The following is a 12,043-nucleotide window of genomic DNA, read 5'->3' as shown; positions in this document are numbered from 1 at the left end:
TTTGATCGTTCCAATCGCCTACGACGACGAGCATGGCCACGGAAAGCACGCCTCACGCCAATCGCAAGATTACCCTCGCCGATATCGCCGCAGGCTGCGACGTGTCGCGTGCCACGGTGTCGCTGGTGCTGCGCGGCAGCCCCCTGGTGAACAAGCTCACCCGCGCGCGCGTCGAGGAGGAACTGCGCCGGCAGGGCTACGTGTACAACCGCGCCGCGGCCAACCTGCGCCGGCGCACCTCGTCCAGCATCGCGCTGGTGCTGAACGACCTCGCCAACCCCTTCTTCGCCGAGTTTGCCACAGGCGTGGACGAGGCGCTGGGCGGCGCCGGTTACGTCACCCTGCTGGGCAGCACCGGCGAATCAAGCGCGCGTGAGCAGGCGGTGCTCGCCTCGCTGCTTGAGCACGATCCGGCCGGCATCATCCTCTCGCCCGCCGAAGGCAGTGCCGCCGCGCGGGTGCTGGCCACGGTGGGCATGCACACCCCGCTGCTGCTGTTCAACCGCGAACTCGACGGCGCCGCCTCGCCCGACGCGCCCTGGGACCGCCTGATGCTGGACAACCAGCGCGGCGCGCGGCTCGCCACCGAGCACCTGATCGCGCTCGGCCAGAAGCGCATCGCGTTCTTCGGCGGCCACCAGGGCTCCAGCTCCTGCCAGCAGCGCCACGCCGGCTACGTCGAGGCGATGCAGGCGGCGGGGCTGCCGATCGAACCGCACTGGCGCATCGAGTGCGCGCCGAACCGCGTGGACGCCGCGGCGCAATGCGGCGCGCTGTTCTTCGACGCGCCCGCGCCCACCGCGGCGGTCTGCTACAACGACGCGGTGGCGCTGGGCCTGATGCTGGGCCTGTACCAGCGCGGCGTGCAACCGGGCCGCGATTTCGCCGTCACCGGCTTCGACGACATCGCCGAGGCCGCGCTGAGCGCGCCGCCGCTCACCACGCTCGCCTCCAAGCCGCGCGCGCGCGGCCGCCAGGCCGCCGAACTGCTGCTGCAACGCCTGCGCGACCCGCAGGCGACGCCAGAACGCACCGTGGCACCGGTGCAGCTGGTGATACGCGCCAGCAGCTGCCCGCCGCCCGCCGCGGCCTGAACGCACGCACCCACCGACAGGGGAACCGCATGGCCTTCGCCACACCGCAACCAACCGCCACCGCCGGCACGGGCAGCGACAGCAGGCGCTACACCGACTATCCGGGCGCGATGGCGGTCACTACCGCGGTGTTCTTCATGTGGGGCTTCCTCACCGCGCTGAACGACAGCCTGATCCCGCACCTCAAGGCGGTGTTCGAGCTGAACTACACCCGCGCGATGCTGGTGCAGTTCACCTTCTTCGGCGCCTATTTCCTGATGTCGCTGCCGTCGGGGCGGCTGGTGGCGCACCTGGGTTTCAAGCGCGGCATGGTGGCTGGCCTGGCCATCGCCGGCGTGGGTGCGGCGGCGTTCTGGCCCGCCGCGCAGTGGCACAGCTATCCGCTGTTCCTCGGTGCGCTGTTCGTGCTGGCCACCGGCATCACCGTGCTGCAGGTGGCGGCGAACCCCTACGTGGCCCTGCTCGGCCCGCCGCGCACCGGTTCCAGCCGGCTCACCCTGGCGCAGGCGCTGAACTCGCTGGGCACCACGCTGGCGCCGCTGTTCGGCGGCTGGCTGATCCTTTCCAACACCGTGCTGGGGAGTGCCCAAGTGGCCGCGCTGCCGGCTGCCCGGCAGCTGGCCTATCGCACGCACGAGGCGCAGTCGGTGCAGGGACCCTACCTGGGCCTGGCCCTGGTGCTGGTGCTGCTGGCGGTGATCGTGGGCCTGTTCCGTCTCCCGGCGCTCACCGAGAACACCGAGCAGGCCGACCGCGAGAAGCACACCCTGCTCGACGCGCTGCGCCACCCGCACGTGGCGTTCGGCGTGCTGGCGATCTTCTTCTACGTGGGCGCCGAGGTGTCGATCGGCAGCTTCATGGTGAACTACCTGTCGCAGCCGGATATCGGCCACATCACCGAGCAGCAGGCCTCGCACTACGTGGCGTGGTACTGGGGCGGCGCGATGGTCGGCCGGCTGTTCGGCTCGGCGCTGCTGGCCTGGCTGGATCCGCGCAAGCTGCTGGCCGTGTTCGCCGTGATCGCCGGCGCGCTGGTGCTGACCAGCATGCTGAGTGCGGGCGACGTGGCGATGTACAGCATCATCGCGGTGGGCCTGTTCAACTCCATCATGTTCCCCACCATCTTCGCGCTCGGCATCGAGCGCCTGGGTCCGCTCACCGACAAGGCGTCGAGCCTGCTGATCATGGCGATCGTGGGCGGCGCGCTGGTGCCGCTGGCGCAGGGCTTCCTGGCCGACCACATCGGCGTGCAGCACGCCTTCGTGCTGCCGCTGCTGTGCTACGTCTATGTCATCTTCTACGGCCGTCGCGGATCGAAGATCCGTGGCCTCGCCGCCAGCCCAAGGTAACCCGCTGCATGCGTTCCGTACTCTGCTTCGGTGAAGCACTGATCGATTTCCATGCCGAGGGTCGCGACCCGCACGGCTACCCGCGTGCCTTCGTGCCCTTCGCCGGCGGCGCGCCCGCCAACGTCGCGGTGGCGGTGGCCAAGCTCGGCGGGGCCGCACGTTTCGCCGGCATGCTGGGCACCGACCTGTTCGGCGACCTGCTGCTGGACAGCCTGCATCACGCCGGCGTGGACACCCGCGACGTGGCGCGCACGGGCGAGGCGAACACCGCGCTGGCCTTCGTGGCGCTGGACGCGCACGGCGAGCGCAGTTTCAGCTTCTACCGGCCGCCCTCGGCCGACCTGCTGTTCCGTCCGGAGCACTTCCGCGCCGAAACGTTCGCCGATACCGCGGTGTTCCATGTCTGCTCCAACAGCATGACCGAGCCCCTGGCGGCGGAAACCACCCGCGAAGGCATGCGCCGCGCCCGTGCCGCCGGCGCCCTGGTGAGCTTCGACCTCAACCTGCGCCCCGCGCTGTGGCCGCACGACGCCGATGCACGCGCCCAGGCATGGCCCGCGCTGGAGCTGGCCGACCTGGTGAAGCTCAGCGCGGAGGAATTCACCTGGCTGGCGGTGGACGGCGAGATCAACATGCTGGAACGCCTGTGGCAGGGCAACACGCGCCTGCTGGTGGTCACCGATGGCCCGAACCCGCTGCGCTGGTTCCATCCCGATGCCGAGGGCGAGCTGCCCGCCTACCACGTACCCGCAGTGGACAGCACCGCGGCTGGCGATGCGTTCGTCGGCGGCCTGCTGCAGCAGCTGACCGAACAACGGATCGGTCCGGGCGACCTCGATGCGCTGGTCGCCACCCTGCCGCGCCTGCACGCGCTGCTGCGCCACGCCGCCGCCGCCGGCGCGCTGGCGGTGACGCGGCAAGGTTCGTTCGCTTCGCTGCCGAGCACCGGCGAAGTCCTCGCCTTCATGGAAACGCACTCATGAGTTCCGTCCTGCCCGCCACGCCGCTGCCCGACTTCCGCTCGCCCGCCTTCCTGCGCCTGCACGTCGCCGACACCATGGCGTTCTACCATCCGCGCGCGATCGACCCGGCCGGCGGCTTCTTCCACTACTACAAGGACGACGGGGCCATCTACGAGCGCAGCCACCGCCACCTGGTGAGCAGCACGCGCTTCGTCTTCAACTACGCGATGGCGGCGATCGAGTTCGCCGACGACACGAAGCTCGCCGCCGAATACCACGACGCCGTGCGCCACGGCCTGCGCTACCTGCGCGAGGTGCACCGCGATGCGCAGACCGGCGGCTACGCCTGGACGATCCGCGACGGCGTGCCGGAAGACCGCACCAACCACGCCTACGGCGTCGCCTTCGTGCTGCTGGCCTATGCCAGCGCGCGCAAGGCCGGCGTCGCCGAAGCCGCCGCGTGGATGGACGAGACATGGGAATTGCTGGAACGGCGGTTCTGGGACGCGGAAGCCGGCCTGTACCGCGACGAGGCCGACGCCGACTGGCACTTCAGCGGCTACCGCGGCCAGAACGCGAACATGCACATGTGCGAGGCCATGCTGGCCGCCTACCAGGCCAGCGACGAGCCACGCTACCTCGATCGCGCGCTCACGCTGGCCGACCACATGACGCGCCGCCAGGCCGCGCTGGCCGACGGCCTGGTGTGGGAGCACTACGACGCGCAGTGGCGCATCGACTGGGACTACAACCGCGACAACCCCAAGCACCTGTTCCGCCCCTGGGGTTTTCAGCCCGGCCACCAGACCGAGTGGGCCAAGCTGCTGATGATCCTCGAGCCGCTGCTGCTGGAACGCAACCGCGAGGAACGCTGGATTCTTCCCACCGCGCGCCACCTGTTCGACACCGCGGTGAAGCACGCGTGGGACGGGACGCACGGCGGCCTGTGCTACGGCTTCGCGCCCGACGGCAGCGTGTGCGACGACGACAAGTACTTCTGGGTGCAGGCCGAATCGCTCGCCGCCGCCGCCCTGCTGCACACGCGCACCGGCGATGCCGCCTACGCCGCGTGGTTCGACAAGCTGTGGACGTATTCGTGGCAGCACTTCGTCGACCACGAGTACGGCGCCTGGTACCGCATCCTCACCCGCGACAACCGCAAGTACAGCGACGAGAAGAGCCCCGCCGGCAAGGTGGACTACCACACCATGGGCGCCTGCCACGAGCTGCTGCAGCTGCACCAGCGCTGACCATCGCCATCGCGTTTTCGTCTGCCACATGCCCGCAGCTGCGGGCATGTGCTTTTGCGCGCCCGCGAATCCGGCATGCATGTCGCCTCTGCGCGGGCCGGACGCCTGCGCCGCGACAAAAAAACGCCCCGGCAAGCCGGGGCGCGGGGGAAGTTCAACCTGAGAGGGATCAGTTGAACTTGTAATCGAACGACAGGAACATTTCGCGGCCGGTGTACTCGTCGGCGGACTGGTTGGTCGGCACGAACTCGAAGCCACCGGAGTAGTAGGGAATCGCCGCCATCTTGTCGAAGATGTTGGACACGGTGAAGGTGACCTTGGTCTCCGGGTTGATCTGCCAGCCGATCGAGCCGTTCCAGGTGATCCACGGCGGTACGCGCCCCAGATACATGGTGTCGTTCACGACTTCGGTGCCGCCGTTATACGACACCGTGCAGACACCGGTGCTGTAAACGGTGCCGTCGGCCGCGGTAGCCGTGCCCATGCCCGGCTGGATGCCGTTGTCCAGCACGTTGCAGCCGCCGTAGTTGTTGGCGCGCACGCTGCCGACACGCACGCCGGAGATCGAGGCGTCCCAGTCACCCTTGTGCCAGGTACCGATCCACGAAACCCTGCTCGCCGCGTTGTTGTAGCGGGTGTTCAACAGCGGGTCGGAGGCCAGCACGCGCTGCTTGTACGAGAGGTTGTCGGTGTAGTTGATGCTGGTGGTGAAGTCGCCGTAGTCCTCGCTGCGCCACTTGTAGTCCAGCGAGGCGTCCACGCCGCTCACGTACAGCGAAGCCTCGTTGATCGGGCCGGAGTGCACCGTATTGATGGTGCCGTCCGCATTGCGCTGGACCATGCCGATCACCATCTGACAATACGCCGAACCCGCATCATGCGCCGTGTATGGCTCCAACGTGCTGGTGCCCACGACCTGCAAGCCGGTAAGACAACCTGCCTCGTCCTGCAACACGGTGGTGTTGCCGAGGTACTGGATGGAGTTGTCCACGCCCATGTGCCAGTAGTCGGCGGATACCGACAAGCCCTCGACGCCCGGCACCTGCAACACGAAACCGTAGGTCCAGGAATGACCGGTTTCCGGCAGCAGCAACTTGTTGCCACCCGTCAACGATGTGTAGTACTGCGACGCCGGACGCTGGATGTTGCCGTTGCACCATGTGTTGTTGGTATCGCCTGCCTTGAGCGCGTTGATGCAGGTCAGGTCATCCGCATAGATGCCCACCGGCACGGTGGAGCCGGTCTGGTACACCGCCTGCATGTCCGGCGCCTTGAAGTTGGTGCCGTAGCTGCCGCGAAGCAGCAGGCTGTCGAGGGGGCGCCACTCGATGCCGGTGCCCCAGGTGCGGGCCACGTCGGCGCGGCTGTGGTCGTTGTACTTGTCCAGGCGCCCGGAGATGGTCCAGGTCAGCGAATCCAGGATCGGCACGCGGAACTCGGTGCCCAGCGAGTACCGCTGACGGGTGCCGGCGCCGGTGTTGTCCGAATAGAACGGATTCACGAACGTCGCCGAATTCGATGCGCGCGCGTCGGGCGAAAGCTGGAAGCCGTTGTGCGCGGCTTCCAGCACGGCCGCCCAACCTACCGGCTCTTCCACCCACGGGAACTTGAACAGGTCGCCGTTGATGCGGAACTGCGCCTGATCCAGCCACGACGATGCGCTGTCCTGGCCATTGACCGAGAACTGGCCGTACTGCTGCGGCGTGATGGGGTTCCACCACTGCTGCCAGTTCATGGCGTAGATGGGCAGGCCATCGGCGGTGGTGCCCAGCTGCGGGCCGAGGAAGAAATTGTTCGCGGCCTGCTGATTGAAGGCCGTGTAGTCCTCATGCACGATGTACTTCTGGGTATTGAGGCTCAAGTCCCAGTTGAAGTTGCCGTCGAACATGGTGCCGCGCAAGCCGGTGGTGATGTTCCAGTTCTGCTCGCGGTCGTGGGTATTCATCGAAGTACCCGTTTCCTGCGCTGTGAACTGACGGGCCGCATTGCTGATGACCTGCCCCGTGGTCTGGTCGTAGAACCCGCTCGTGCCGATGCCCCACATCTGGGTGTTGGAAATGCCCACCGTGTCGTACAGGGCCGCCGAACCGTAGAGCTGCAGGCCGTTCTTGAAGTCGTATTCGCCGGACAGGTAGCCGTTGTTGCTGCGGCTGCCCGGCGTCAGCACCCAGTTCTGGAACAGGGCGGGCTGCTCGCAGTAGTAGCCGTTGTCGGTCACACCGGTGACCTGGGTGCCATTGGTGCTGACAGTGTGTGCATGGTAGAGCTGCGAGTTGCTGAACTTGCCGCAGGTGCCGGCGGGCGGCGTGATGTACTGGCCCGAGCCGTCCCGCGCCATGAGGGCGGGGCTGTTCGGGTAACCGAACATGCGGGCATTCGGATTCCAGGCGCCATAACCCGCATCGGATTCCGAGTCCTGCCACGGACGATCCATGCCCCACAACGCCGAGCGGTTGGACTTCTCCAAGTTGTAGAGGATGTGCCAGTTGTCGCCGGACTTGCCGCCGAAGAAATTGATGTCGCCATAGGCGCGACCACCGTGCTGCGCGCCGCCACCGGTCACCTGCAAATCGTCACCCTGGTAGTTCTTCTTCAGGATCACGTTGACCACGCCCGCCACTGCGTCCGAGCCGTAGATCGACGAGGCGCCGGAGGCGAGGATTTCGACATGGTCGATCATGCCGGTGGGGATGTTGCTGAAGTTCTGGAAGTTGCTGTGCGCATACAGCGACTGCGGATAGTCCACCACGCGGTGGCCGTCGATCAGCAGCAGGCTGAAACCGGGGCCCAGGTTGCGCAGATTCAGCGGGCGCGCGTTGACCGCAGTCGCGCCCCAGGAAGCCGGATCCTGCACCTGCGGACCCATCTGCGGCAGCGAATCCAGGAATTCCCACATGGTGGTGAAGCCCTGCTGCTTGATCTGCGCGCCGGAAATGCTGACCACGGGCGCCGGTCCCTCGATCTCCACGCGCGGAATCATCGAGCCGGTGACGGTGACTGCCTGCAGTTGCTTGGCCTTGCTCTGGTCAGGCTGCCCGCTGGCCGGGTTCGCCTGCGACGAGCCGGACTGCGTGGACTGGGTGCCGCCGGTCGAAGCCGACTGCGCCAGCGCGGCCAGCGGCGACAACAAGGCAATGGATAGCGCGGCCGCGAGCGCGCTGCGACGCAATGCGATGACTTGACGCATGGAAAACCCCTCCCTCGAATGTGTTTGTTGTAATGACCTTTGTCGCCCGGCCTGGCGGGACGCCCCTGCCCCCCGCCCGGCCCTCCGTCGATCGGTTCCGTTGCCCCGACTCGATTGAATCGTGTCAATCGACGGCACCACTCGTGCGTGCCGCCATCCTCGATATCCCGCGAATCAACCCGTTTTTTCGGGCCTTCCATCGCGACCCGGTTATTTGCGCCACGGTTTAGATCGATTCATATTTGAAACTATCACTCACCCATGAACGATGCAAGCCGCATTGCAATATGGTGACCACGCGACCGTCCGCGCTTTCCCGCCCCTGCCAGCAGGGGCGGGAAAGCGCGTCAGTTGCTTTCGATCGGCTTCACTTCGTCGTGGAACAGCTGCGCCGGCCCATCGAGCGTGAGCGCCAGTACAGTGACCTCGGGGTCCAGCGCGGCGGGCGGCACGGTGATGTAGAGCAGGCCCGGCACCTTGCTCCAGTACGGCTTGCCCACGACCTGCGTATCCAGCGTGGTGCCGTTGCCGACCACGCGCGCGTGCAGCACGCGGTTCATCAGCCCCTTCACCAGCACCGGGCCGCCGGGGCGTCCATCCACGAACAGGTACAGCGTGCTGCCGTCCTTCGACAGCGTGCTGGAGCCGGCGTAGTAGTCCCTGGGGATGCCGGCCTGCGTGCCGTAGATCGCCTCGGCGTTCTTGTGCGTCCAGCGGCCGATTTCCCTCAGCGTGTCGACCTCCTGCCCGGGGATCGCGCCGTCGGCGCGCGGACCGATGTCCAGCAGCAGGTTGCCGCCCATGCCGATGGTGTCGGCGAGGATGCGGATCAGCTGGTTCGCGCTCTTGAAGTGGTGGTCGTTCGGCTGCCAGCCCCAGGAGTTGTTCATGGTCATGCACAGCTCCCAGTACTTCTGCGGCGGCGGCGTGATCGGCACGCCCTGCTCCGGCGTGGCGTAGTCGCCGTAGCCCGCGAGGCGGGAGTTGATGATGGCCATGGGATTGCGCGCCAGCAGCATTTCGCGATCCTGCCTGGCGTGCCATGCCTCGGCGCCGTGCTCCCAGTCGCCGTCGAACCAGTACAGGTCAGGGTTGTAGCGTTGCGACAGATCCCGCAGCTGGCCCTGGTAGTACTTCACGAAGCGGGCCCAGCGCGCGGGGTCGGCCATGGCGTCGTAGCGCGACTCGGCCCTGGTGAAGCCCGGATAGTCCTTGTAGGACCAGTCGATCAGCGAGAAGTACAGGCCCACCTTGATGCCGTCCTTGCGCAGCGCCTGCACGAACGGCCCCACCAGGTCGCGCCGGGCCGGCGTGTCCTTCACCACGTTGAGGCCTTGCCTGGTATCCCACAGCGCCACGCCGTCGTGGTGCTTGGCGGTGAGCACCGCGTAGCGCGCGCCGCTTTCGCGGATCAGGTCGGCCCAGGCCTGCGGGTGGTAGTTCGCCGCGGTGAAGCCCTTCAGCTGCTGCATGTAGTGGTCGTAGCTGACGTAGCCGTCGAAGAACGACCACGACTCGTCGATGCCGTCCACCGCGTAGATGCCGTAGTGGATGAAGATGCCGAACTTCGCATCCGCGAACCACTGCATGCGCTGCGCCTCGGTGGGCGCAGCGTCCGCAGGCGTCGCCGCGACGGGCGGCGGCGCGGCGTACGCGGTGAGACTTGCGCAGGCACAGGCGAGCAGCAGGCCGAGCCGCTGCAGCGTTTGCCGCACCGCTCAAGCCTCGCCCTTGCCGGCCGGCCGGCCGAACGACGGCGGCCGATCCTCCGGCGCGGCGCCGAACTTCCTGTTCGGCGTGGCGCCCATCTCGAACGCCAGCGTGCCGCCGCCGGCGAGTTCGGCATGGCTGATCCAGCTCTTCGTCCACGGCTTGCCGTTCCACGTCACCGACTGGATGTAGGCCTTGCCCGGGCCGTTGCCGCGTGTCTCGACGACGAGCTTCCTGCCCTCGCCCAGCGCCATCTCGGCACGGTCGAACAGCGGGCTGCCGAACACGTAGTTCGTGCTCACCGGATCGACCGCGTACAGGCCCAGCGAGCCCAGCACGTACCATGCCGCCATCTGGCCGCAGTCGTCGTTGCCGGCGATGCCGTCGGGCAGCGGCGGATACATGGTCTCCAGCAGCATGCGCACGCGCGACTGCGTCTTCCAGTGGCTGCCGGTGTAGGCGTAGAGGTAGGCCACGTGGTGGCTGGGCTCGTTGCCATGCGCGTACTGGCCGACCATGCCGGCGATGTCCGGCGGCGCACCGGGCGGCAGCTTGGAACTGGTGGAGAACAGTTCGTCCAGCTTGCGCTCGAACGCGGCCACGCCGCCGAACATGGTCATGTAGCCGTACAGGTCGTGCTGGTTGAGGAAGGTGGCCACCCACGGGTTCGACTCGGTGAAGTCGCGCCACTTGTCGAAATGCCCCATCTCGCGCGGGTCGAACGGCTCGATCCACTGGCCCTTGCTGTCGCGCGGGCGCATGAAGGTGAGCTTCGCGTCGAACACGTTGCGGTAGTTGCGCGAGCGCTCGCGCAGGCGCTTCGCGTCGTCCTTCGCGCCCAGCCGCTCGGCCAGGTGCGACATGGCCCAGTCGTCGTAGGAATATTCCAGCGTCTTGCTCACCGACTCCCATTCCTGGTCGGCCGGGATGTAGCCGAGCTTGCGGTACAGCGGCAGGCCGCGGTAGTCGTCGTCGAAGGCGCGCTTGCGGTAGATCGGCCACGCCTTGGCGTAGTCGATGCCGGTGAAGCCCTTGGCCTGCGCCTCGGCGATCACCACGGCGGAGTGGTAGCCGATCATGCAGCCGGTCTCCACGCCCTGCAGCGGCCATACCGGCGGCCCGTCCGGGCTTTCCGCGGCCATGCGCACCAGGCCGTTGACCAGGTCGGGCACCTTGTCGGGCTGGTACAGCGTGTAGAGCGGGTGCAGCGCGCGGTAGGTGTCCCACAGCGAATAGGTGCTGTAGTTGTGCTGGCCCTGCGGCAACTGGTGCACGGCCAGGTCCATGCCGCGGTAGCGGCCGTCCACGTCGCCGAACAGCGTGGGCGCGAGCATGGTGTGGTACAGCGAGCTGTAGAACGTGCGCTTCGCCGTCTCCGACGGCGTGTCGATGCGGATGCGCGACAGCTCGGTTTCCCAGCTGTCCCCCGCGGTCTGCCGCACGTGCTCGAAATTCCAGTCGGGCAACTCCGACTCCAGGTTGCGCAGCGCGCCGGCGATGTCCACGCCGGAGATGCCCACCTTCACCAGCAGCGGCGCCTTGTTCGCGTCATCCAGATGCAGCGCGGCCTTGAGGTGCGTGCCCTTGGCCTCGCCCGTGCCGCTGGGCAGCGGCTGGTTCTCGCTGTACAGCGTGGCCTGCGTGAACGGCCGCGACAGCTTCATCGCGAAATAGATGTGGCGCCCGTTCGCCCACTGGTGCACGCGGCGGCCGCCGACCAGGGTGTCCTTGCCCACCAGCTTCAGCGTGGCATCCGACACCTTGCACGGCACCTTGGGATCGTCGTGGTAGCCGTGCGCGAGATCGACCAGCAGGTGCGCCTTGCCGCCCTTGGCGAAGGTGTAGCGATGCAGGCCCGCGCGCAGCGTGGCGGTCAGCTCCGCGAGGATGTCGTGGTCGGTGAGGCGCACGCGGTAGTAACCCGGCACGCCCTGTTCGGATGCCTTGTCGTAGCGCGAGCGATAGCCCTTGCCCGGGTGCGCCACCGAATCCGCCGTGAGGTGCGGTCCGCGCGCCGCGCCGTCGAACCGGGAGTAGTAGTTCTCCTCCGGCAGTCCGCGCGCGCCCGGGTCGAGCAGCACCTCGCCCTGCGCGGGCATCACCAGCACGTCCAGCATGTCGCTCGCGCCGGTGCCGCTCAAGTGGGTGTGCGAGAAGCCCATGATCGAGCCGTCGGCCTGGTGGTAGCCCGAACAGGCGTCCCAGCCGAAGTCGTTGGTATCGGGCGAGAGCTGCACCATGCCCCACGGCATCGATGCGCCGGGATAGGTATGGCCGTGCCCGCCGGTGCCGACGAACACGTCCACCCAGCGCGACACGCCGTTCTTCGCCAGCCCGGTCAGCGCCGCCGCGCTGCCTTGTCCGCGCGGCGCGGCCAGCGTGCCGCGCGGGTCAATGCCGCCAAGCAGCGTCAATGCCGCTGCGCCTTGCAGGAATCGTCTGCGGGTCACCATGGTCGTAGGCTCCTCTGGGGAATGATGGATGCGCGGCT

Annotated in this window: 7 protein-coding genes; 4 read left to right on the top strand and 3 right to left on the bottom strand. The window is 67.5% G+C overall.

Annotated features, from left to right (window positions below; all coding sequences use genetic code 11):
- The first annotated feature begins 32 nt into the window (after positions 1-32).
- The 4 genes from ABQJ56_RS09265 (at position 33) to ABQJ56_RS09250 (ending at position 4,655) form a co-directional block, all read left to right on the top strand.
- The gene (locus ABQJ56_RS09265; RefSeq protein ID WP_367844725.1) at positions 33-1,094 is read left to right on the top strand and encodes a LacI family DNA-binding transcriptional regulator; all 1,062 of its coding nucleotides are present in this window, start codon (positions 33-35) and stop codon (positions 1,092-1,094) included.
- A gap of 110 nt (positions 1,095-1,204) precedes the next feature.
- Positions 1,205-2,443, top strand: coding sequence for an L-fucose:H+ symporter permease (fucP, locus tag ABQJ56_RS09260; RefSeq protein WP_367844818.1), 1,239 nt, complete (start codon positions 1,205-1,207; stop codon positions 2,441-2,443).
- A gap of 8 nt (positions 2,444-2,451) precedes the next feature.
- Entirely contained in the window at positions 2,452-3,426 is a 975-nt protein-coding gene (locus tag ABQJ56_RS09255; protein ID WP_367844724.1) for a carbohydrate kinase family protein, read from the top strand.
- Positions 3,423-4,655 carry an AGE family epimerase/isomerase gene (locus ABQJ56_RS09250; protein WP_367844723.1) on the top strand — a complete coding sequence of 411 codons (1,233 nt, stop codon included), beginning with the start codon at positions 3,423-3,425 and terminating at the stop codon, positions 4,653-4,655. The genes ABQJ56_RS09255 and ABQJ56_RS09250 overlap by 4 nt, the downstream gene beginning before the upstream one ends.
- 169 nt (positions 4,656-4,824) lie before the next feature.
- Here the strand turns inward: ABQJ56_RS09250 and ABQJ56_RS09245 are convergent, their stop codons facing one another.
- From ABQJ56_RS09245 to ABQJ56_RS09235, 3 genes are all read right to left on the bottom strand, one after another.
- Complete coding sequence (locus ABQJ56_RS09245) at positions 4,825-7,842, bottom strand: TonB-dependent receptor plug domain-containing protein (protein WP_367844722.1); 3,018 nt, start codon at positions 7,840-7,842, stop codon at positions 4,825-4,827.
- 347 nt (positions 7,843-8,189) lie between these two features.
- On the bottom strand, positions 8,190-9,557 hold the full coding sequence (locus ABQJ56_RS09240) for an alpha-L-fucosidase (RefSeq protein WP_367844721.1): 1,368 nt from the start codon (positions 9,555-9,557) through the stop codon (positions 8,190-8,192).
- A gap of 3 nt (positions 9,558-9,560) precedes the next feature.
- Positions 9,561-12,005 carry a GH92 family glycosyl hydrolase gene (locus tag ABQJ56_RS09235; protein ID WP_367844720.1) on the bottom strand — a complete coding sequence of 815 codons (2,445 nt, stop codon included), beginning with the start codon at positions 12,003-12,005 and terminating at the stop codon, positions 9,561-9,563.
- Positions 12,006-12,043: the final 38 nt, after the last annotated feature.

Origin of the sequence: Rhodanobacter geophilus, assembly GCF_040812275.1 — a bacterium.
In the GTDB taxonomy this organism is placed as follows: Bacteria; Pseudomonadota; Gammaproteobacteria; order Xanthomonadales; family Rhodanobacteraceae; genus Rhodanobacter_A; species Rhodanobacter_A geophilus.
Note: the sequence above shows the minus strand (reverse complement) of the source record. Positions and strands in the feature narration are given on the sequence as shown.

Excerpts from the sequence above, each read along its gene's own strand:
- ABQJ56_RS09235 (WP_367844720.1), bottom strand. The coding sequence starts at position 12,005 with ATGGTGACCCGCAGACGATTCCTGCAAGGCGCAGCGGCATTGACGCTG.
- ABQJ56_RS09250 (WP_367844723.1), top strand. The coding sequence starts at position 3,423 with ATGAGTTCCGTCCTGCCCGCCACGCCGCTGCCCGACTTCCGCTCGCCC.
- fucP (WP_367844818.1), top strand. The coding sequence starts at position 1,205 with ATGGCGGTCACTACCGCGGTGTTCTTCATGTGGGGCTTCCTCACCGCG.
- ABQJ56_RS09245 (WP_367844722.1), bottom strand. The coding sequence starts at position 7,842 with ATGCGTCAAGTCATCGCATTGCGTCGCAGCGCGCTCGCGGCCGCGCTA.
- ABQJ56_RS09255 (WP_367844724.1), top strand. The coding sequence starts at position 2,452 with ATGCGTTCCGTACTCTGCTTCGGTGAAGCACTGATCGATTTCCATGCC.
- ABQJ56_RS09265 (WP_367844725.1), top strand. The coding sequence starts at position 33 with ATGGCCACGGAAAGCACGCCTCACGCCAATCGCAAGATTACCCTCGCC.